This window comes from Neptunomonas qingdaonensis, from assembly GCF_900113275.1.
GTDB lineage: Bacteria > Pseudomonadota > Gammaproteobacteria > Pseudomonadales > Balneatricaceae > Neptunomonas > Neptunomonas qingdaonensis.
Genome location: NZ_FOOU01000018.1, coordinates 41,281 through 63,962, shown reverse-complemented (window position 1 = coordinate 63,962; position 22,682 = coordinate 41,281). Strand labels below are relative to the sequence as shown.

19 protein-coding genes and 4 tRNA genes are annotated in these 22,682 nt (G+C 47.8%); 4 read left to right on the top strand and 19 right to left on the bottom strand.

What is annotated here, in order from left to right; all coding sequences use genetic code 11:
* The 9 genes from BM099_RS18555 to BM099_RS18515 form a co-directional block, all read right to left on the bottom strand.
* A partial coding sequence (locus BM099_RS18555; protein WP_143083803.1) for a GTP-binding protein occupies window positions 1-402 on the bottom strand: 402 nt, incomplete at its 3' end.
* 92 nt (window positions 403-494) lie between these two features.
* A tRNA-Thr gene (locus BM099_RS18550) sits at window positions 495-569 on the bottom strand.
* Window positions 570-608: 39 nt separating this feature from the next.
* A tRNA-Gly gene (locus tag BM099_RS18545) sits at window positions 609-683 on the bottom strand.
* 15 nt (window positions 684-698) lie between these two features.
* A tRNA-Tyr gene (locus BM099_RS18540) sits at window positions 699-782 on the bottom strand.
* 13 nt (window positions 783-795) lie between these two features.
* Window positions 796-871 (bottom strand) — tRNA-Thr (locus tag BM099_RS18535).
* A 20-nt stretch (window positions 872-891) separates the two neighbouring features.
* Entirely contained in the window at window positions 892-1,584 is a 693-nt protein-coding gene (locus tag BM099_RS18530; protein WP_090730475.1) for a hypothetical protein, read from the bottom strand.
* Complete coding sequence (locus BM099_RS18525) at window positions 1,584-2,300, bottom strand: type III pantothenate kinase (RefSeq protein ID WP_090730472.1); 717 nt, start codon at window positions 2,298-2,300, stop codon at window positions 1,584-1,586. The genes BM099_RS18530 and BM099_RS18525 overlap by 1 nt, the downstream gene beginning before the upstream one ends.
* Window positions 2,284-3,273, bottom strand: coding sequence for a bifunctional biotin--[acetyl-CoA-carboxylase] ligase/biotin operon repressor BirA (gene birA / locus BM099_RS18520; protein WP_090730470.1), 990 nt, complete (start codon window positions 3,271-3,273; stop codon window positions 2,284-2,286). The genes BM099_RS18525 and birA overlap by 17 nt, the downstream gene beginning before the upstream one ends.
* A complete protein-coding gene (locus BM099_RS18515; protein WP_090730465.1) occupies window positions 3,274-3,780 on the bottom strand; it encodes a dihydrofolate reductase in 507 nt (168 codons plus the stop codon).
* A 378-nt stretch (window positions 3,781-4,158) separates the two neighbouring features.
* Here BM099_RS18515 and BM099_RS18510 point away from each other — a divergent pair, with 378 nt between their 5' ends.
* Window positions 4,159-5,010: a thymidylate synthase gene (locus BM099_RS18510; RefSeq protein WP_090730463.1), complete on the top strand. Its 852-nt coding sequence runs from the start codon at window positions 4,159-4,161 to the stop codon at window positions 5,008-5,010.
* A 9-nt stretch (window positions 5,011-5,019) separates the two neighbouring features.
* Here BM099_RS18510 and BM099_RS18505 read toward each other — a convergent pair whose 3' ends face one another.
* Window positions 5,020-7,008 carry a sigma-54-dependent Fis family transcriptional regulator gene (locus BM099_RS18505; RefSeq protein ID WP_090730461.1) on the bottom strand — a complete coding sequence of 663 codons (1,989 nt, stop codon included), beginning with the start codon at window positions 7,006-7,008 and terminating at the stop codon, window positions 5,020-5,022.
* Window positions 7,009-7,398: 390 nt separating this feature from the next.
* On the opposite strand from BM099_RS18505, the gene BM099_RS18500 reads away from it, so the two are divergent.
* Window positions 7,399-9,216, top strand: coding sequence for an NAD(P)-binding domain-containing protein (locus BM099_RS18500; protein WP_090730484.1), 1,818 nt, complete (start codon window positions 7,399-7,401; stop codon window positions 9,214-9,216).
* A 139-nt stretch (window positions 9,217-9,355) separates the two neighbouring features.
* Here the strand turns inward: BM099_RS18500 and lgt are convergent, their stop codons facing one another.
* Both lgt and BM099_RS18490 read right to left on the bottom strand, forming a co-directional pair.
* Window positions 9,356-10,144: a prolipoprotein diacylglyceryl transferase gene (lgt, locus tag BM099_RS18495; RefSeq protein WP_090730459.1), complete on the bottom strand. Its 789-nt coding sequence runs from the start codon at window positions 10,142-10,144 to the stop codon at window positions 9,356-9,358.
* 8 nt (window positions 10,145-10,152) lie between these two features.
* The gene (locus BM099_RS18490) at window positions 10,153-10,953 is read right to left on the bottom strand and encodes a sulfite exporter TauE/SafE family protein (RefSeq protein WP_090730457.1); all 801 of its coding nucleotides are present in this window, start codon (window positions 10,951-10,953) and stop codon (window positions 10,153-10,155) included.
* 91 nt (window positions 10,954-11,044) lie between these two features.
* Here BM099_RS18490 and BM099_RS18485 point away from each other — a divergent pair, with 91 nt between their 5' ends.
* Window positions 11,045-11,812, top strand: a complete 768-nt coding sequence (locus BM099_RS18485) for an NRDE family protein (protein ID WP_177201230.1) — start codon at window positions 11,045-11,047, stop codon at window positions 11,810-11,812.
* Window positions 11,813-11,904: 92 nt separating this feature from the next.
* Here BM099_RS18485 and ptsP read toward each other — a convergent pair whose 3' ends face one another.
* A complete protein-coding gene (ptsP, locus tag BM099_RS18480) occupies window positions 11,905-14,181 on the bottom strand; it encodes a phosphoenolpyruvate--protein phosphotransferase (protein ID WP_090730453.1) in 2,277 nt (758 codons plus the stop codon).
* 20 nt (window positions 14,182-14,201) lie between these two features.
* Complete coding sequence (locus tag BM099_RS18475; protein WP_090730451.1) at window positions 14,202-14,696, bottom strand: RNA pyrophosphohydrolase; 495 nt, start codon at window positions 14,694-14,696, stop codon at window positions 14,202-14,204.
* Between the two features lie 151 nt (window positions 14,697-14,847).
* On the opposite strand from BM099_RS18475, the gene BM099_RS18470 reads away from it, so the two are divergent.
* Window positions 14,848-15,501, top strand: a complete 654-nt coding sequence (locus BM099_RS18470) for a histidinol-phosphatase (RefSeq protein ID WP_090730449.1) — start codon at window positions 14,848-14,850, stop codon at window positions 15,499-15,501.
* 70 nt (window positions 15,502-15,571) lie between these two features.
* Here the strand turns inward: BM099_RS18470 and BM099_RS18465 are convergent, their stop codons facing one another.
* The 5 genes from BM099_RS18465 to BM099_RS18445 form a co-directional block, all read right to left on the bottom strand.
* Window positions 15,572-15,976: a CBS domain-containing protein gene (locus BM099_RS18465; RefSeq protein WP_090730447.1), complete on the bottom strand. Its 405-nt coding sequence runs from the start codon at window positions 15,974-15,976 to the stop codon at window positions 15,572-15,574.
* Between the two features lie 149 nt (window positions 15,977-16,125).
* Window positions 16,126-18,552 (bottom strand): putative bifunctional diguanylate cyclase/phosphodiesterase, encoded by a 2,427-nt coding sequence (locus BM099_RS18460; protein WP_090730445.1) that lies wholly within the window; start codon window positions 18,550-18,552, stop codon window positions 16,126-16,128.
* Window positions 18,552-20,177, bottom strand: a complete 1,626-nt coding sequence (locus BM099_RS18455; RefSeq protein WP_090730443.1) for a FecR domain-containing protein — start codon at window positions 20,175-20,177, stop codon at window positions 18,552-18,554. Before BM099_RS18455 ends, BM099_RS18460 begins: the two co-directional genes overlap by 1 nt.
* A 187-nt stretch (window positions 20,178-20,364) precedes the next feature.
* Entirely contained in the window at window positions 20,365-21,402 is a 1,038-nt protein-coding gene (locus BM099_RS18450; RefSeq protein WP_090730441.1) for an NADP(H)-dependent aldo-keto reductase, read from the bottom strand.
* A 33-nt stretch (window positions 21,403-21,435) separates the two neighbouring features.
* Window positions 21,436-22,632 (bottom strand): class I SAM-dependent rRNA methyltransferase, encoded by a 1,197-nt coding sequence (locus BM099_RS18445; RefSeq protein WP_090730439.1) that lies wholly within the window; start codon window positions 22,630-22,632, stop codon window positions 21,436-21,438.
* Window positions 22,633-22,682 lie beyond the last annotated feature (50 nt).

Sequence of the window (22,682 nt, the reverse complement as noted above, 5' to 3'; positions counted from 1 at the left end):
GAATACAACGATGTATGGTACACCTACCTGACGAGACAACAGGATGTGTTCGCGTGTCTGAGGCATAGGACCGTCAGTCGCACCACATACCAGAATTGCGCCATCCATCTGTGCAGCACCAGTGATCATGTTTTTCACATAATCCGCGTGTCCCGGACAGTCAACGTGCGCATAGTGACGAATCTTAGATTCGTACTCTACGTGCGACGTGGAGATAGTGATACCACGCTCACGCTCTTCCGGAGCATTATCGATACCGTCAAATGCTACGGCTGTACCACCAAACACTTCCGCACATACGCGCGTCAGAGCTGCTGTCAAAGTTGTTTTGCCATGGTCAACGTGGCCAATTGTACCTACGTTAACGTGCGGCAGATTACGTTCAAAAGCTTTTTTAGCCATCGTCATTATTCCCTAACCGGCCAATCAAGACCGCAAGATCACAGATACAACAAAGGGCAGACATATTGCTATATCTACCCTTCTCGAATTTTTGGAGCTCATGGGCGGATTTGAACCGCCGACCTCACCCTTACCAAGGGTGTGCTCTACCCCTGAGCTACATGAGCAAGTCTTACTTCACATTTGCCTTTCAGGCTTGCCAGCTCTGGAGCGGGTAGTGGGAATCGAACCCACCTCTTCAGCTTGGAAGGCTGAGGTAATAGCCACTATACCATACCCGCCGGACCGAACATTTATGGTGGTGAGGGGTGGATTCGAACCACCGAAGCTCGCGCGTCAGATTTACAGTCTGATCCCTTTAGCCACTCGGGAACCTCACCTTACCATCTTCGTTGGTGCCGGCACCAAGAGTCGAACTCGGGACCTACTGATTACAAGTCAGTTGCTCTACCAGCTGAGCTATACCGGCTTAACGAAGTGGCGCATATGTTACTGATGAGGTTTTGTGCTTGCAAGCCCTTTACACACTTTTTTTTCTATTTTTAGTGTTTCATAGGTCAATTTAAGCACATCGTTGATTTTATTGATCAAATTCCGATCAACATCATCAGCCAATTGAACAGAAAAAGCTCTCTGAGTGTCTAAAACTTTGTGAAGCTGTAACTCTGAGGAAACAGACAATAAGCCTCGTTGCGCGTTTTCAGCCTCCCCGGCACTGGCATAACTTCCTATCAGATATACCGCTTCGTCATTGATGTTCGCCATGATTAACGTAATACCGTTTGCCTGGAGTCTTGACTCCAGCGTTAACCTCGCCTCCCTTTCATCAGGTACAGTCACTACCATCTGATATTTTTCTGCGGTAACTGTCTGCATTAATATGATCGGACTTAATCCCTGCTCCGCCATAAAGCCGGCAATATCATCTGCAGATTTCTGCTCTTTAATCCCTTCATACGCAATACATGCGCCCTCAACAAACCACGCCTGAATATCACGCTGCTCTGGTTGCTCTGCTATTTTTATTAAACTGTCTGGCGCTACCTCACTCACCAGACGCAGCTCAAAAGCCTGCTCCACTTCCACATCAGGACGAGCAGGCGTTTCTTGTCCTCGCATTGCGAAACCGAAAAACACAATAACATTGAGAAGTAAAAGAAAAATGAGCAACCACTTGCGCATTATGAGCAAACCCAGACCAAACCATCCATCACAAGATCTGGTTCAAAGCGACCCGCAGAAACCAGTTCGTACATCAAGGCACCATCCCCACCGGTAATAAACAAATCCACTTCCGCATCAAGATCGCGCTTTAATTCATGTGCCAATGCCTTAAAAAGATAAGCAGAACCATGCAATACAGCCTCAGCCGTACTCACACCCGGATGCGTCACCCCAGCCGTTTCATTTTTTTCAAATCTGACCTGTGCAGTATTTTGCAACAGGGACTCCCTCATCAGCCTAAGCCCGGGAATAATATACCCGCCCTGATGCCTCCCCTCATTCGTCAGATAATCCACTGTGATGGCACTGCCACAATCGACCACAACGACCGCTTTATTGACCGCCTTGTATGCAGCCACCATCGCCAGCCAACGATCCACGCCCATTTTTGAGGGATCTTGATAGCTGTTTACAACTCCCGCGCATTGCATAGTAGTTTTCGCAAATACAGGTTCCAGCTGCCATAACCGCCGACAGACTTCCACAAGCCGCTCATCCAGCTGTGCGCTCGCCACCGAACCTATGCGCACTTTGTCAACCGCCAGATCAGCCATAGACTGAAATGTCGCTGGCGCAAACTCCTTGGTCAGCACAGACCCTTTTTGCAGCACCCGCTGCGCTGACACCAAACGCCATTTCAGGAAGGTGTTGCCGATATCAATATCCAGATTCATGCTGCCGCCTCACACTGATTTCGCCGGCATGAAAATGCTCTACTACGCCACCATGCCGCACCATAAGCGCACCACGATCATCTACCCCCTGACACTCGCCGACAATCTCCTTACTGCCAAGCATCAAGCGCACCGTTTCATTTTGAAACGCATGCACCTGCTGCCACTCTTCCCTAAAGACAGCAAAGCCGTGCTCACTAAAGCGATCAAGCTCTGGCACTAAGTGATTTAACACTTCAGACATCAGTTGATTTCGTGATATATCACCATTGGTTAACCGCTGCAGGTCAGTCCACGGCTGACCAATGCCTTCTTCTGACTGCGCCGGCATAGCCACATTCACACCCACCCCAATCACCACCTGACACTCACCTGACGCATCTCCATGCATTTCCAATAAGATGCCCGCCAGTTTTTTTGAGTCAACCAACAGATCGTTCGGCCATTTCACCTGGACCCGCGACACACCCAGCGAACTCAATGCTTTCACCAAGGCCAGCCCCACAACCAGACTTAACCCTTCAAGGGCCGCCGCGCCTTGCGTAAAACGCCATACCAGTGAAAAATACAAATTTTTGGCAAACGGGCTTACCCAGGTACGACCCCGACGCCCTTTACCGGCAGCCTGATATTCCGCCAGATACAAGCGACCTGATATGATATTTTGCTGATGTATTTCACGCATCGCCATCATATTAGTCGAGTCAACAACCCGCTCCAGCGAGATCGTGGTTAAACGACTACTGGCAAGCTCTGAACACCCGGTAACAATCTGCTTTTCACATAACAGATCCAAACCTCCCGGAATACGATAGCCACGACCACGGATGCTATAAATATCAACGCCTAGCTGCTCCAGCTCTTTCATTTGTTTCCAGATAGCACTGCGACTCACGCCAAGCCGCTCCCCCAACTCCTGCCCTGAATGAAATTGTCCGTTAGATAAAATCGATAATAATCTGTCATCAATCATCTAATTCGCCCGCTGATAAACAATAAAACTATAATCGTAAGGGTTCGGACCCTCTGCTTTAAAATCATCGCGCCCCTGCTCAGCCCAGTCACTCAACAGCAGTTCAGGAAAAAAAGCATCGCCCTCAACGTCAGCGTGTACCTGAGTAACATAGAGACGCTCGACTAACGGCAACGCTTGCGCATAAATCTGCTCTCCGCCAATCACCATCGCCTCCTCAACACCGTCTATAAAAGCCTGATTTTCTGACAGCGCTACTGCTTCAGCCAGCGAATGCACCACCTTGGCCCCTTCTAACTGATAAGCAGTATCGCGCGTGATAACCACATTTAAGCGCCCCGGCAACGGCTTACCAATAGACTCATATGTTTTACGGCCCATGATCACCGGCTTACCCATAGTCACCTGTCTGAAGTACTTCAGGTCACCAGGCAAATACCAGGGAAGCTTATTCTGCCTGCCTATCACTCGGTTTTGCGCCTGAGCAACAATCATGGACAATCTCATAGCAATACACCTTAAATATAATCCTGCTGCAATCTTCACACCCCGCAGCAGTCAACAATGACAATATGTGAATTTTTAAACACAGATACTCATATTAGCTTAGGCGCTAATGTTTAATCCTGCATCCTGGTTTACGACCGGTAGCTCGCTGATATCAAATATAACGACTGTAACCCCTTCACTCCAAAGGGCCCAAATATTCACTAAACACTAGATACAATGAACACCCTTTTAAGGGCGCCTATAATAACCACTCATTTACAAGACATCCATCATACCTCTGTAACCAATAGCCCAGGCTTTCTACTTAGCATGGACACCGCCGCGTCTGGCCAGTTAAAATTAACTCACACGCCTTTATTTAAGTAAGAAAAACACATGAAGCAATATCTTGACCTCTGCCAACGCATAACCAATGAAGGATCTTGGGTTAACAACGAACGTACTGGCAAGCGCTGCCTGACTGTCATCAATGCCGATCTTACTTATGATGTAGCCAAGAATGAGTTCCCGCTTATAACAACAAGAAAAAGCTTTTGGAAATCAGCAATTGCAGAGTTCATAGGCTATATACGCGGCTATGATAATGCAGCTGACTTTAGAAAGCTGGGTACTTCAACCTGGGACGCAAACGCCAATCACAATACAGAATGGCTTAGCAACCCCCACAGAAAAGGCACTGATGACTGCGGTTTTATCTACGGAAAAGTAGCAAGAAACTTTCCGAAACCTGACGGTGGCAGCATTGATCTCCTCGCTCAGATAGTCGATCACCTATCGAAAGGCATGGATAACCGTGGAGAAATCTTCACGTTTTACCATCCAGGGGCTTTTCATATGGCCTGTCTGCGCCCCTGCATGTACAGCCATCATTTTTCGTTACTCGACAACACCTTGTACCTAAATAGCACCCAACGAAGCTGCGATGTGCCACTTGGATTAAACTTCAACATGGTACAGGTCTATTTTTTCCTGGCAATAATGGCACAGATCACAGGGAACAAAGCGGGTCAGGCATACCATAAGATTGTCAATGCACACATTTATGAAGATCAACTTGATTTGATGCGTGATGTACAATTGAAGCGCGACCCTTTCCCATCCCCTCAGTTGATAATTAACCCGGATATCAAGTCACTGAAGGATTTAGAAACCTGGGTCACCTTGGACGACTTTGACGTTGAAGGCTATCAACACCATGAACCAATAAAGTATCCATTCGCTGTTTGATGCACCCACTTAGCGGTCATTGGGCGCAACAATTTTATATTTTTGCATCCGTCGATAAATAGTGGGCCGCGAAACACCTAACTGTTTTGCTGTAGCCGATATATTCCAATGTGTGTGACGCAAAATATCCATCAGCATCTGCTTTTTATCATCTCCGGCATTCGACACCCTATCCACTATCAGCGGATTAACGGCTGAGGCTGACAACGCAGCCAGGCCCGTCACCTTTCCTGAGTGAATAAAGCACTCCTCCGGCAAGTTATACACAGTAATTTCAGCTCCGTCACAAGTCGCTTCAGCAAAAGCCAGCGCATTCGACAGCTGTCGAATATTACCCGGCCATGAATACGCTAAAAGCGCACTCATGGCATCTGCACGTAACCGAACCATGCGCCCGGAATCCACCAGAGTAATACGTTTTAACAGCGTTTGAATAACATATTGTTTATCCGCCCGCTCTCTCAGTGCCGGTAATTTCAAGGTCGCACCGTTAAGCCGATAATAGAGGTCCGCCCTAAAGCATCCCGTTTCAATTAACTTATGAATATCACAGTGAGTTGCGGCAATCACACGCACATTGACGGGAATAGGCTGCCCTCCTCCAAGAGGCTGCACTTGGTTTTCTGCCAAAACCCTCAACAACCGAGTTTGCAAATGTAACGGCATGTCACCGATCTCATCTAAAAAAAGCGTCCCACCGTCCGCTTGCTGTATCAAACCTTTTGCGCCTTTTGCCCGCCCTCCGGTAAACGTGCCGGGCAGGTAACCAAAAAGCTCACTTTCAATCAGGGATTCAGGAATAGAAGCGCAATTCACGGCAACAAACGGCATACCAGCCCGCACGCTACTCATGTGTATCGCTTGGGACAGCACCTCCTTACCCGTCCCTGTTTCGCCAAGTATCAACAAGCTCACATCACGATTACGCAGACGCTTAGCCAAAGAAAGGTTACGCCGCATGGCCGGATCATCTGCAGATAACTGATCCAATAACTCAACCGACTCTTCTTGTGCATTATCAATGAAGCTTTGCCTTGGTACTGAGACAGCGGGTTCGATAAGGGTGCCAAAAAGAGTACGCGCAGTGCCTGACACTCGAAAGGCACGCACACCATCGTTACTTTCGATGGCAATAGAAAGAATGTCTCTCCACTCACACTCGAGCAACTGAGGCAAAGAAACAGAAAGCAGAGAGGCTCCGGGAATGACAACTTCACTCAGCATAGCGCGAGCGGCCGAATTAGCCGCTAACACATCACCGTTTTCATCTAATGCAAATAATAGCTGGCCGTTTACCTGAACCAGCTCACGCGAATAATCGCATTTAAAAACAACCTTTTTCCGGTAGCGCCTCAGGAAGTATGCATCTTCAATCAGGCGGGCATACAACTGGGTGAGATGTAACGCAAAATTCTGGCTTTCTGGGGTACGGGATGAATCCAGCGCTGAAATATCAAGTACTGCCAATAGCTGCCCTGACGGATCTTTAATCGGCGCTGCAGTGCAAGTCAGACTTATATGAGAACTATCAAAATGATCGACTCGATGGCATGTCAGCGCTTTTTGTTCCTGAATACAAGTACCCACGGCACAGGTACCCGCATATTGCTCACTCCAATCGGCACCCAGGTAAAGTCCTGCTTTATGTAAACGCTCATCATGACGCTTATCACCCAAAAATTGAACGGTAATACCGCGATAGTCACTCAACAGCAAGACATAACCTAAGCTGGCAACCTGCGTATACAGTTGCTCTACACCTGCACGTGCAACATTTAAAAACTCATCAACCGAATCCTGATGCTCACGTAAAGTTTGCTGTGTCACGATACGGGCGGGTCTTGGCTGGCTAGGGTCTAAGCCATATTCATTTAAACAACGTTGCCATGAACGACCTATCAGCTCATGGGTAGGCGAGTATCGCTTGATGGCTAACGACTGATCGCCAAAGTTCAGAATCGTATCGATATGTCTGCGCTGTGCACTTGCGCTATTCATGACAACCCCTTGCTGCGTGACTTTTATTGTTATTTCACGTTCTTTTGAGTGTACCCGCGAAAACCTGAGTTTTCCATAGTGCTTAATATAGCGATCAGATGACCATGACATTTGGTTTTATCTACATGCGTTACAGGTGTAATGCAACGAGAACGACAGCGTTACACAAGGTTTACAGTCACATTACAAGTGTCACACCGCAGCCAAAAAAAAACATATAACCAATAAAACAAGATAAACATAAAAATCAATTAGTTAAACACCATCTTTCCCAAAAAAAACACTCTTGGCATGCTTGCTGCTCTACTCCCTGTAATCAACCTGATCACATTGATGAGAATGTTGGTATTAACGCAGTTACAAAAACAAAAATCTGCATTGGAGACCTCTATGACAACCCATACATTAACAGCCACCCATGAGCCAACCGTTAAAGCTTCATCCTGGATCGAACAGCTGGGCGCGACATTAAGCTCAGATAATCCCGGCAATGCAGCAAACCTTTTTGAAGAGCAAGGCTTCTGGCGAGATTTGATCGCATTCACATGGAATATCAAAACTCTCGAAGGCCGCAGTGCAATCAAAAATATGATTGATGCAACAATGGGTAATGCCCGCCCACATAACTGGAAACTTGAGCAAGACGCCACAGAGAATGACGATGGTGTCATAGAAGCCTGGGTTACCTTTGAAACAGCAGTAGCAAGAGGACGCGGCCACGTTCGCCTGCGCGAAGGCAAAGCATGGACTTTTCTTACAACCATGCTCGAACTAAAAGATTACCCTGAAAAACGGAACAAGCTTCGCCCTAAAGGTGCGGAGCACGGTGCTAATAAAAACCGTAAAACATGGCTGGAAAAGCGTCAGCAAGAAGAAGCCGAACTCGGCAATAGCGTGCAGCCCTATTGTCTGATTATCGGCGGTGGTCAGGGAGGAATAGGTTTGGGTGCTCGTTTACGTCAGTTAGACGTCCCGACGATCATCATTGACGCATTACCAAAACCTGGAGATACCTGGCGCAATCGCTACAAGTCGCTGTCGTTACATGACCCTATCTGGTATGACCACATGCCCTACATTCCCTTCCCGGAAAACTGGCCTGTATTCACACCTAAAGACAAAGTCGGCGACTGGTTAGAAATGTACACCAAAGTGATGGAGCTCAACTATTGGGGTTCAACTCAATGTACTCATGCTCAATATGATGACGAAAAACAAGAATGGACCGTCCAGGTTAACCGCAATGGCGAACAACTGACGCTTAAACCTAAGCAACTGGTTATCGCAACCGGTATGTCAGGCATCCCCAATATTCCCGACATTCCGGGTATGGATACATTTAAAGGTGAACAGCATCACTCCAGCAAACACCCCGGCGGCGAAGCCTACAAGAATAAAAAGTGTGTTGTTTTAGGAGGCAATAATTCTGCTCATGACATTTGCTGCGCACTCTGGGAAAACGACGCCGATGTCACTATGATTCAGCGCTCATCTACCCACATCATCAAATCTGATACGTTAATGGAGCTCGTTTTAGGCGGCCTATACTCAGAAGAAGCTGTAGAAAATGGCATGACGACCTATAACGCCGATTTAACGTTTGCTTCTGTGCCTTTCCAAATCATGCCACAATTTCATATTCCTGCTTATCAACAGGTTGCAGAACACGACGCAGAGTTTTATCAACGATTACGCGATGCTGGATTCTTACTCGATTTTGGTGAAGACGGCTCAGGACTTTTCATGAAGTACTTACGTCGTGGTTCTGGATACTATATTGATGTTGGCGCGTCAGACTTAGTCGCTGAAGGGGAAATCAAACTCAAAGCGGGCGTGTCTATTAAACACATTAATCCTCATTCCGTTACCCTGACCGATGGTTCTGAGCTACCAGCCGATCTCATTGTGTACGCCACCGGATATGGCTCAATGAATGGCTGGGCAGCCAAAATTATCTCCCAAGAGGTCGCCGATAAAGTCGGCAAATGCTGGGGAATGGGATCTGACACCACAAAAGATCCTGGACCGTGGGAAGGAGAGTTGAGAAACATGTGGAAACCGACACACCAGGATGCCTTATGGTTTCACGGTGGAAACCTGCATCAATCACGTCACTACTCACAATATTTATCGCTGCAAATCAAGGCGCGTATGGAAAAGATAGCAACACCCGTATATGGTATGGAACCGGTTCATCACCTGTCCTGAATCCGAGCCAAAGACCACCTAAGGTGGTCTTTGGTGGTCCTTCCAGTCGTTTTTTGACTAATAGCCGATAACCTAACAACCCGTTTAGGTCACATTTCAGATCAGGACGTTGACGTTTCTATCTGAAGCAGCAGTGTGATTAACGAACTTTTGTTGTTTTATAAGCCCATAACAACATCAATACACCGACGACAACCATAGGCAAGGATAATAGCTGTCCCTTTGTCAGCCAACCAAATGCGATATAGCCGATATGCGCATCCGGCTCACGAAAGAACTCTACAAAGGAACGGAATACGCCGTACATAATCAAAAACAATGCTGATACAGCCATTCGGGGACGCGGTTTAGACGAAAACCACCATAGAACCACAAACATCACTACGCCTTCCAAAAAGGCCTCATAGAGCTGCGAAGGGTGACGAGCAACGCCATCAGCCGTCCGCGGAAAAACCACCGCCCAAGGCACATCAGCGGCGCGCCCCCATAACTCTCCTCCGATAAAATTCCCAATGCGCCCGGCCCCCAGACCAATCGGCACTAATGGCGCGACAAAGTCACCCATCTGCATAAAGCTTTTAGCGTGTTTTTTGCCAAACAACCAGATCATCACCAACACACCCAGCAAGCCACCATGAAAAGACATTCCGCCTTCCCACACAGCAAATAACCAGAGCGGATCTGCTAAAAACTGATCAAAATTATAGAAAAGCACATAGCCCATGCGGCCGCCCAACACCACCCCCATGGCTCCCCAGAAAATCAAATCGGAAACCTGCTCCTCTGTCCATCCGGATCCGGCTTGTCTGGCTCTATAGCCCCCCAGCCAAAATGCAGCGCCAAAACCAACTAAATACATCAGACCATACCAATGAACCTGAATAAAACCCAGATCCAGCGCAATCGGATCAATATCATGAACCCACATAGACTTCCTTAGAATAAATTAGCTAACAAAAATCGCGCTGCCACCAACGTCAGGAAGCCTGCAAAAATCTTTCTCAGTAGATCACCAGATAGACTATGTGCCCATTTCACGCCTATTTTTGCACACAGCGAACTACTGACGACTATCCCAATAAAGGCGGGAAGATAAATATAACCCAGACTCCACTCGGCCAACCCGGCTTCACCCCAGCCCGTATAAATATTGGTTAACGCCCCCATACAGGCAATCGGCAACCCACATGCAGCCGACGTGGCGACAGCTTCCTGCATGCTAACCTGCTTCCAGGTCAGATAAGGTACGGTCAATGTGCCACCGCCGATTCCAAAGATCGCCGACGCCCAACCAATCACACTCCCGGCCCCTGCTAAGCCTTTATCTGACGGCGCCTCTTGCCCGGCTTTGGGCTTCAAACCGAAAGCCATCTGAATAGCAACCACCAGAGCAAAAATACCGATAGCGATCTGCAGATGCTCGCCTTTCATCATATCTGCTGTAAAAACACCCAAAAACGCCCCGACAACAATGCCGATAGCCAAAGGCCTGAGCATCTTCCAGCGTACGGCACCCCGCTTGTTATGGGCCCGCACTGAACTGATTGACGTGACAACAATCGTTGCCAACGAGGTCGCTACGGCCGCATGTGTCAGCACTTCTGCGGACATTCCCTGCAAACCGAAACTAAAAATAAGCACCGGCACAATCAATAAACCACCACCAATACCAAATAAGCCCGCCACAATGCCCGCCGCAGCGCCAAGTACCAGATATAGCAAGAGAGTCAGCAACATCGGTTCTAATCCGTCTGTATTTCATGATAATGTGCTAGTTTATCGAATTCGTTCTATCTAAGCACCCGAAATACAAGAGAAAGAGATAGCTGTGTGCCTGATCACCTTTGCTTACAACCAACATCCTGAATACCCGTTCATCATGGTCGCTAACCGTGACGAATTTTATGCCCGCCCGACACTGAATATGGACTACTGGAAAGACCATAACGATATACTTGCCGGTATCGATCTTGAACAGCACGGCACCTGGCTAGGTATTAATAAAGCAGGAAAATTCACCGCTGTTACTAATTTCAGAGAAGGCGGCAACAAAGATACGGGGCTAAAATCGAGAGGTCACCTGACACGCCATTTTTTAACCCAAGAGATCAGCGCAGAAGCTTATTTGGAGGAATTACAAACGAGTGGCTCACAGTTTGGTGGGTACAACTTATTACTTGGAGACGACAGCGGCTTATATTACGGCTCCAACAAAGGAGCAGAGTCACGCCGTCTCCAACCCGGCGTTTATGCGTTAAGCAACGCTCATCTGGATACCCGCTGGCCCAAAGTGTTACAGGCAAAACAGCATTTACAGGCACTGCTGCGCAGCGGTCTCAGTATTGACACGCTTGCCAGAGTATTAAGTTCGACGCAAGCTGCAGAAGATAGAGACCTGCCTGATACCGGCATCAGCTACGAACGGGAGAAGCAACTCTCTTCCTGCTTTATCAACATCGAGGGCTATGGCACACGCGCTACCACTGTTTTATTACAGGACACAGAAGGTGTTATTCAGTTGGTGGAGTTCAGGTTTGACCAATCAGGCAAAAGTGGGCAGCAGCATTTCACACTCACAACGCCCTTAATAGGGTAAGCAAGCTGAGCCGTAGTTTAGAACCTTAATTTAGAAATGTAGTTTAGAGCCTTAATTTATAACTATCGTTCAGGCCGTGACTGCAAAACTGGTTACTCCGGTACGACCGGAGCACCCAGTTGGCCCAACCCCATAGAATCCATAGTTTCTATCATTAAAGCCTGAATTTTATCCGCATCATCCATGCGCATCACTTTATCCAGCAGTACTTTTGCCTGAACCATCGAGACGCGTCGGATAGTAGACTTCACTCTGGGTAAGTTTGTTGCATTCATTGAAAGCGCATCGTAGCCCATCGCCATCAATAACAAAGCGCCACCTGGCTCCGCCGCCATTTCGCCACAAATCGACACCGGCAGCTTTTCTTTACGCGCCTCACGTGCGATCAAGTCCAACACTTTCAGTACGGCCGGATGATAGGGCACGTACAGACCGGCGACTCGTGGGTTATTCCTATCCACCGCCAGCAGATACTGGGTCAAATCATTAGACCCAACTGATATAAAATCAACGCGTTTGGCAAAGCGTCGTAACTGATAAACAGCCGCGGGCACCTCAATCATAACGCCGACTAAAGGCCGCTCGACGACATAGCCCTCTTCCTGCAATTCATGCAACGCACGATCCAGCAGGTTATTGGCTTCATCAACTTCATTAACACTCGTCACCATCGGCAGCATAATACGCAGATTACCCAAGCCTTCATTAGCCCGCAGCATCGCTCTGAGCTGAACCATGAAAATCTCAGGATGATCCAGTGTTACCCGAATCCCGCGCCAGCCAAGAAATGGGTTTTCTTCTTTTATCGGAAAATAAGGAAGCGACTTATCTCCGCCGATATCCAGCGTGCGCATCGTCACAGGCAAGGGAGCAAACGCCTCCAACTGGCGACGATAAATCTGCATCTGCTCATGCTCACTGGGGAAAAATTCACGCACCATAAAAGGAATTTCGGTACGGTACAGGCCAATCCCCTCTGCTCCCCGCTCCAAAGAACGGGTCACATCTGCAAGCAATCCGGTATTAACCCAAAGCGGTATCCGGCTGCCATCAACCGTTTTAGCAGGCAGGTCTCGTAGAGTCGCCAGTTCAGCTGCCACCTCCTCCTGCTCGCGTAATATCTCCCGATACGCGGCTAACAAGTCATCTGAAGGGTCAATATACAAACGCCCGGAATAACCATCCAGAATCACTTCGCGTCCGTCCAACTGACGATAAGGGAGATCAAGCATACCCATAACCGTTGGAATGCCCATCGAGCGTGCCAGAATAGCCGCATGTGAGTTTCCTGAACCCTTCACCGATACCAGACCGGCAAGCTTTTCCGCTGAAACTTCGCCTAAAATAGCCGGTGAAAGCTCATCGGCAACCAGAATCCCGTTTTCTGGCAGCTCAATACTCTGCGCACCACTATCCTCCTGCAGATAAGCAAGCACACGCCGCCCTAAGTCCCGGATATCCGTTGCCCTTTCCCTCAGGTAGGCATCATTCATCATGGCAAACTGCTGTGCATTCGTTGTAATAACCCAGCTCAATGCACCTTGAGCCCAGTTTCCGAGCTTGATCCGTTCTACAACTTCACCGGCCAACGCATTATCATCCAGCATTTTCAGATAGACATCGAACAATGCCTGCTCATCATGACGTAAACGTTTAGCAAGCTTTGCACTGACTTTGCGTATATCAGCCCGCACCCGCTCCAGCGCTGTTTCAAAGTTAGCAATTTCCAGCGCTATATCGTCAGCCACTTTATCAGGCACGGCATCAATATCCGAGAGCGGTGCTACCACCACCACTCTGCCAATGGCAACACCAGGGGCTCCGGGAATACCTTCAAAGCGATGATCTATCCGCTTCTTACTTTGCCAGGCAATTTTATTGATGGTGCCGGTCGCTTGCGCATGCGCAATGACACCGGCCAGTTGTGCGGAGATCGTGACCATAAAGGCCTCTTCACTTTCATCGTATCGCCGACACTCCTGCTGCTGCACAACGAGCACACCCAGCACTTGCTTTTGATGCATAATGGGCACACCCAAAAACGCATGAAAACGCTCTTCACCTGTCTCTTTCAAAAAACAAAATGCCGGGTGCACTTCTGCATCTTCAAGATTGATCGGCTCAGCACGCTGAGCAACCAGACCCACAATACCCTCGGAAGAGGAGAGGGATACCCGTCCAATCGATTTACGATTGAGGCCCTGCGATGCACGCAAAACGAAACGTTGCGTGGGTGTATCAAACAAAAAGACGGAGCAGACATCCGTCGTCATGCCTCGCTGAATTCCGCGCACGATAAGACCCAGCACAGCATCCACATCAGGCGCTCTGCTAACCTCTTGAACAATCTTACGCAGTAATTCCAGCATATCTCTTTTCCTTAATGAGCTTAACGTTGTCGTTGCATTACAACTCGTGACAGCTTGGGCGATAACTCCTTCATCGCTTTTCTATATACCTCTCGTTTAAAAGAAATAACCTGACCCAAGGGATACCAATAACTGACCCACTGCCATCCGTCAAATTCCGGAGAGTCGGTACGATCAATCACTACAGCATCATCATGGCTCAGCATTCTGAGCAAAAACCACTTCTGCTTCTGACCCACACAAATGGGGTGCGAGTGCCTGCGGATCATGCGCCTGGGTAATCGATAGCGAAGCCAGCCACGGGTAACCGCGACCACTTCTACATCATTCGCGCCGAGGCCTATCTCCTCTCTTAATTCACGGTACATGGCCTGTTCAGGCGTTTCATCAGGGTTAATCCCCCCTTGTGGAAACTGCCAGGCATCCTGTCCGATACGACGCGCCCAAAGCACCTGACCCAGTGGGTTTGCCAGAATGATACCTACATTCGGTCTAAACCCGTCTGAATCAATCACTTTTTAAAATCCTATCAATACTTTTTACCCTATTGTTCCATACTTCCTGCAATCCGCAAATAGCTTGTCGGGCAGAACAGAAAAGCAGAAAATTTGAAAGCAGACAGATATCACTCTATGCTTGCCGCCATAATGATAGGGAGAACGATATATGAGTCTGGCAATCTTTGATCTTGATAACACATTACTGAATGGCGACAGTGATCACGCGTGGGGAGAGTTTCTATGCGAACAGGGCATTGTAGACGCAACAGAATATAGCCAGAAAAACGACTATTTTTTTGTGCAATATCAGCAAGGCACATTGGATATCCACGAGTTTCTGGAATTTGCCCTTCGCCCTTTAGCAGAACTATCCGTAGACCGGCTCTCGGAATTACATGCGCAATTCATGCACGTTAAGGTTGAACCTATGATCTTAACTAAATCACTGGCACTGCTTCAGAAACACCGGGATCAGGGTGACTTCTTGTTGATCATTACTGCAACCAACCATTTCGTCACAGGTCCTATCGCGGCCAGGTTAGGTGTCGATGCCATTCTCGCTACCGACCCCGAGATCATTAATGGCCGCTATACCGGTAAAGTGGCCGGTACGCCCTGCTTCCAATCAGGCAAGGTAACACGCTTACATCACTGGCTTAAAGAAACCAATCACAGCTTACAGGGCAGCTCTTTTTACAGCGATTCCTGCAATGACTTGCCCTTACTTGAACTGGTCGACAATCCTGTGGCCGTCGATGCCGATGACACTCTGACACTCACCGCCAAGCAGAAAGGCTGGCCGATTATTAGCCTACGCTAACAAAACTATTCTCTCAGCCAGTGCAAACTATTTAACACAAGCTCAAACTATTTAACAAAGGCTCAAAATATCAGGTCACCCGACACGATTGTAATGACTGGCTGAGTGATTTCATTACCTGCGCTCGCGTGACCAACCCGACAACGTGGTTGTCTTCAACTACCGGGAAAATTTTCGGCTTACCTTTTCCCAGACTCTGGGCAAATTCTAATACTGACAGGTGAGGTGATACCCAGAGCGGGTTCTCCCGCATAATATCCTTAACCAGCGTATGAGAATCACAATGGTAACTGTCACTAACCAGCACTTTAATGCAGTCCTGCTCTGACAAAAAACCAATTAAGTGTTTTTCTGCATCAACCACTGGCAAGCCAATATAACCACTATTAAGGATCATATCGACGGCAACGGAAAGCCCCTGCTCACAAAAGAGTAGCGGCGGGTTGTTCAGCATTACATCTTCAATTTTTAACATGACGGCGTCCTCTGGAGGAGAAGAGTCACCAGTATTACCCGAGACACGCCAGGATACCTAATAAGATCTTTCTATTTGAGTGATAGTAAAATGATAGTACAGCGAAATAAGTGTGCCGTGATATGAGCGTGCAGCAAAGTCCGGAAAACTCACTTGTGAGATAGCAGAACAGTAAACTCATCTGCGGGTACTGGCTTGCCAAAGAGATACCCCTGCAGGTATTCACAGGCATTTTCTTGCATAAACGTCGCCTGGACCTCGGTTTCAACCCCCTCAGCAACAACCTGCAGATGTAAACGATGTGCCATATTAATAATGCTCAATGTGATGTCTTTACTATCACTGCTGGTACCTAAATCTTTAACGAATGTACGGTCTATCTTCAGATAATCAACCGGAAACATGTTCAAGTAATTGAGTGAGGAGTAACCGGTACCAAAATCATCCACGGCAATCCCCACTCCAATCATTTTAATCTGCTCCAGTATACTAATAGTTAACTCAACATCCGTCATCAACGATGTCTCTGTCACCTCAATTTCCAGGGACTGTGCATTCAACCCTGTTTCATCAAGTGTCTTAGAGAGCACAGCAGAGAAGTCACTTTCGGTCAGCTGAACGGCAGACACATTCACCGCGATCTGAAAGAAGGGGTATCCCGCATCATGCCAGATTTGAGCTTGTTGACAGGCCTGACGCAGCACCCATGCCCCAATTTCAACGATGATGCCTTGCTTTTCTGCCAGCGGAATAAATTCCGTCGGCGCTATCATACCCCGCACAGGATGATGCCAACGCAACAAGGCTTCTGCTCCAATGATGGTTCGATCTGTCGCAGATACTTTCGGCTGGTAGTAAACTTCAAACTCTGCATTCACCAGTGCATTGCGCAGGTCGCTTTCCAACTCTGAGCGCTGCACCTGATCCTGTTTCATTTGCTGGGAGAAAAATAATAAACCACGCTTTCGATCAGCTTTAGCCCGATGCATCGCCGTAAATGCATGATTAATAAGCGTATCACTGGTTAATCCATCTGCAGGAAACACACTAACACCAATACTAGGCGGCAGATAATAATCTTTATTACCCCACTCGAAAGGTTGCTGCAGCACCTGTAACAGCCGCCCGCCAACATGTTGAATTCTTAACTCATGGGCGGCGTCTTGTACGACCGCAAACTCACCATTAATTTTTGCAACAACCGCGCCATCTCCCAGCACATGCTGTATTCGCTGGGCAACCTTATCCAATAACTCATCGCCTGCCTTAAAGCCCAATTGATCATTGATCGCACGCAACGACCCCGTATTGATAATATAAACACTCACCAGACAACCGGTCAGCTTTGCATTAATCATGCTTTGATTGAGGGTCTTTTCAAGGATAGTACGATTTGGCAAGGAAGAGATTGGATCATGCCCCCCCTGATGGAGCAAGGTTCGATTTAAATGAAGCAACTCACCCTGAACAATCGTTTGTGAGCGCCATCCCCATGCAAAATAAGTCACCACCGCACCCAGCAAGGCAGTAAAGGGCGGCATCCACAGGCGAAGAAACTGTAAGCTGATAAAGGTTATGACAAGCGTCAGCACTATACTGGCAAAAAACAACACCGGCGCCCGCGAAAGTCCAAAGAAATACAAGCTGAAAGCAAACAGTATTGTCACCGACAGGGTATAGATGACCTGAACAGCAACAGATGCATACTCCAGCGAGCGCTGCTGTATCAGAGACTCAAGCAGGTGCGCATTCACTTCCACACCCGGCATGCGCCGATGCTCACCGGATACCGGAGTAGATAACTGGTCACCGAGCCCCGCCGCCGTCGCGCCCACCAGCAATATTTTGTTCTTGATAATAGAATCTACCCGCCCATGCAACACATCTTCAAATGATACTTGGCTAATGGCATCAGGCTTCGACTGAAACGGGATATATAACGGCTGCTCCCTCACCCACCCTGCACCCAACGCCGATAGCTTTTTGGCCTCGGGCTGTTTTTGAAAAGCAGTCAGATAAACCGCATAAGAAAAAGCGGGCCAATGCGCACTTCCAAGACCCGCATACAGATAAACAGCGCGGCAAATACCATCAATTTCCAGTTCATAATCAACATGACCCAGCCTGTCAGCGGCGGCGGCTAATATAGGAATAGGTAAGGATTCAGATGTTATCTCACCCTGAGTATTCACCTCTGGCGCCACCGCCAAAACCACGCTGCCCACTTTCCTGATTTCATCGGCAAACGCCTGGTCTACCTGATCCGTTTCATGCTCAGGGAAAAGTATATCAAAGCCGACCGCTTTTACGCCCAATGCGTGCACCTGTTGCAAAAAACGCGTGTGCACCTCTCTTGACCAGGGCCAACGCCCGAGCTGCTGCAAACTATTATCGTCAACAGCCACAATGACTACTTGTTCAGAAGCGTCATGTACTAACAACGTATGCATGGAATCGTAAATAATCCAATTCCAACGGGCAATATAGGTATTATTTAAGAGTAATAAAGGCACCAGCAAACAGACCATACACAAGAGTGCATTGATCGTAATGCCCCGCACCTTGAAGCTGTCCATCAGAAAAACAATATTCCCAAAATGCCTATTCCTATTATGTGTAGCCAGCGATTATTCTGCGCTGGGTAAATCTGCTGAGTCGCGCTCCACGGGCCTGCAAAGCCATCAGACTCAATCGTTCGCACCCGAAAATATTGCACATCGTTCGATTTATCGAAAGAAAACTCTGATGGCCCCACTATGCGATCAAGCAACAGCGGATTAAACCGAGCGAACTCAGACACCTGTACCTGATACTGTTGCCCTGATTCACCCGCTAACAACACAGTTATTTGTTTTTCCTCAGACGATACTGATAATTCCGGTGCCTGGGGTACGGGAGCTTTCTTCAATTGAAGCACTGTACTAAAAGGCCCCTGCTCTTGCGAAGCAGAGATACTGGCAACCCGCCAATAATATGTACCAATATCAACAATCTCTTCTGCTGAATAAGATACTTGCGAACCAGTATTTTTATCTATTAATAACGTCCCGGAAAAATCCTCCGCGCCTGATACCTGAAGGCGATAGGCATCAGCTTCCATCGATTTAGTCCAGCGAAGCACGGGTACCTTACTCCGGAACACTTCTTCATTAGCCGGCTCCATCAAAAAAGGAGGGCTGGGATGAAGATCAAGTACAAGTTTAGCGACGCTAGAGAGTCCTTCAATGCCCAGCGGGTCGATACCCCGAACACGCACATAATAAGTCCCATCCACTACATCAGGTAAAATCGACTGTCGATTTTCGGTCACCCGGCTCCACAGCAATTGATCAAAAGCAGCATTTTCAGACAATTCAATTCTGTAGGACTTTGCCTTTAGGTTATGTTTCCAACGAAGTGACCAGCCCACCTCCCGGACAACAGCAGGAATATCTTCTAACACCGGAGCTGGCAGCAGTTTTACGGGTGCTATGGGTGCTTTACGAGGTTCAACTCGCGTACCGTAACCGGCGGGTATGGCACGTGAGGTTGACTGCCCTTTTACCGCGACTTTACCCTTGAGCACTTCCACTCTGGATATCTGGTCGGAATCAACCACACTGGTTCTGAACTCTGTTCCTCTGACGGCAGTGATAGCTGAAGGCGTTTGAATTTCGAACCTCGATCCGGCACCTTTCGCAGGTATAGCATGCGTATCTACCCTCCCCTTCTCTAAACGAAAGCGCGTATCCACCATCCCTGAATCACTATATTGACTCAAATGATTAAATTGTACCCGGCTACTTTCATGCACAGTGGCGACACTACCATCTGCGAACTTCACGGACAGTGTACTGGCGAGCTCTACATCTAACTGATCGCCTAAACGAATATGGTCACCTATCTTAACTTTATGCACACTTTTATCGGCTCGCGTTAACAACGCCTCGCCATGCAAAGCCACAACCTCAGCATCAACAGCTGTTTGTTTTACCCATGCCAACGGCACACGAATACGTGTTCCCGGCTGCAGTTTTTGAGGGTTTTCAATCGAATTGATTTTCTGAAGATCTTTCCAGTGCTCGCTGTTCTTCAGGTTTTTAATACTAAAATCCCAGAGAGTGTCTCCGGGATGTACCACATACACCCAATCCGCAGCGAGCACCGGCACCGAAAAAGCAAACATAAGCCAAATGACTGCCCGCTGAAGTAGATTATGCATTTTAAAGTCCTTTTCTTATTATTTGGTACCGAGCATAGTAGATAGTAACCGAGTCGAGCCGCAACACAATGCTTAATAGAATATAGACAGTCTTGTTTAACTATAGCCAAGTTTTCGCTATAAATGTTGCACTTATTATTTAAAATCCTGCTTTACTAGTTTAAAACGTACACAATCCTTTTCAGGATTACGGACTAGGATTCGGATTATTTTCATGGATAGCCTCAATCGCAAGAAGCACTTCATCACAAAGCATAAGATCTTCAGAAGCAATATTCACCTGCAGTTGAAACAGCGTTGTCGCGCCAATAATCGTAGCACCTACAAATGCACGGCTGTTGACATAAGCCAACGCCATCTGAGCAGGATCCAGAGCATACTCTCTGGCCAGATCCACATATGCTTGCGTTGCCCTGATACCATTAGGCGTAATGTAGCGGGCATAACTTGGGAACAGCGTTAAGCGTGCTCCGGGAGGGCGTTGATCATTCAGGTACTTACCGGACAACACACCAAAACCCAACGGCGAATATGCCAACAGGTCCAGCCGTTCTCGCTGCAACACTTCTGTTAAACCGATTTCATCGCTGCGATTCAGTAAACTATATGGGTTCTGTACACTGATGACACGCGGTAGCTGATACATTTCAGCATATTTAAGAAAGGTCATGACGCCCCAAGGCGATTCATTGGACAACCCGATATGACGAATTTTCCCTTCGTCCACCAGCTCCTTCAGTACTTGCAGGGTTTCCAGAATGGGTGTGCCATCTTTGGATGCATCGTGCTGATAACCTAACTGCCCAAAAAAATTAGTTTTCCGGTCAGGCCAGTGTAACTGATAAAGATCGATATAATCGGTCTGCAAACGCTGCAAACTTGCTTCAACGGCGGTGCGGATATTATGACGATCAAAACAGATATCCGGACGCAGGTACTTCACCATCTCAGCCGGCCCGGATACCTTCGTCGCGATAACCATCTGATGACGATTATTTCGCTGTTTCATCCAATGGCCAACAAATTCCTCTGTCCGGCCTTGCGTGTCAGCCGACGTTGGCACTGGATATATTTCAGCCAGATCAAGAAAATTCACACCCTGAGAAAGCGCATAATCAAGCTGCTGATGCGCCTCTGACTCGCTGTTCTGATTCCCGAAGGTCATGCTGCCCAGACAGATCCGGCTAACCTTAAGATCACTATTTCCCAGTGTGCGATAATGCATTTCCTGTTCCTCTATATTTACCCGCTAAGTAGGCTAGCTGCTAGGCAACACCCTGACACAGAATGATTTCAGATAATCAGTTTCAGGTATAGCCGGATGCACAGGGTGATCCGCCCCTTGATGCCCCTGATCAAAAATTTGCGCCGTACGATCCAGCTCACGTGCATTGGCACGAATAATATCGATCAGTCTCGCACGCTCCAGATGCATGGAACATGAAGCACTCACTAACACACCATTACGGTCAAGCAAACGCATCGCCAGATTATTGATACGCGCGTAAGCACGCTCGCCATTTTTGATATCTTTACGACGCTGAATAAACGCCGGAGGGTCGACAATCACCACATCAAATTTTTCCTGCTCTTGAATCAACTCCTTACACGCATCAAAAGCATCTCCCTGAAGCGCGACAAAGCGATCTTCCGCATTATTCAGGCGGGCATTTTCTAATGCGACATCCAACGCCGTTTCTGAAGCATCTACACACATCACTTCTGTCGCTCCTGCGGCTAATGCTTGTACACCCCAACCGCCGACATAACTGAACAGATCCAGGACACGCTTACCTTTAACATGCTTTTGCATCGCTGCACGGTTGTTACGATGATCATAAAACCAGCCGGTTTTTTGCCCCGTTAAAACAGGAGCCAACAGCGGCACACCGTTTTCCTCAAACGGGCACAACTCAGGCACTTCACCCTGCGCCACTTCGATATAACTCTCTAAACCTTCGGTAGTGCGCATTTTACCATCGCAACGCAGCACGATAGCCTGCGGCGTGAATATTTTATTCAGCGCTGACATAATCTCATCAACAACAGCTTCCATGCCTGCCGTAGAAATTTGTACCACAAAAATATCAAAATAACGGTCAATCACCAATCCGGGCAAACCATCACTGTCACCGAAGACTAAACGATAGCAAGGCTTATCAAAGCACGCCTCACGCAATGACAATGCAATATTGATACGATGCACCAGTAAAGAGCGATCCAATCTAAGTTTGGTATCACGGCACAACAGACGTCCACAAATCAAGGTGTTAGGGTTCACATAAGCGACCCCTAGCGATTTACCATTACTCGCCTCAACCAGCACTTGCTCACCTAACTGGAAGGACTTGATAGGCGTGCGCTTATTATCGACCTCGTTGCTATAAATCCATACATGGCCGGCACGTAAACGGCGCTCTGCACCTTGATTGAGAATAAGCGTATTTAAAGACATGGCACTCTCTGTAAACAGTAAAAATGACTGTCCCGGCCAAGTGCCGGGAC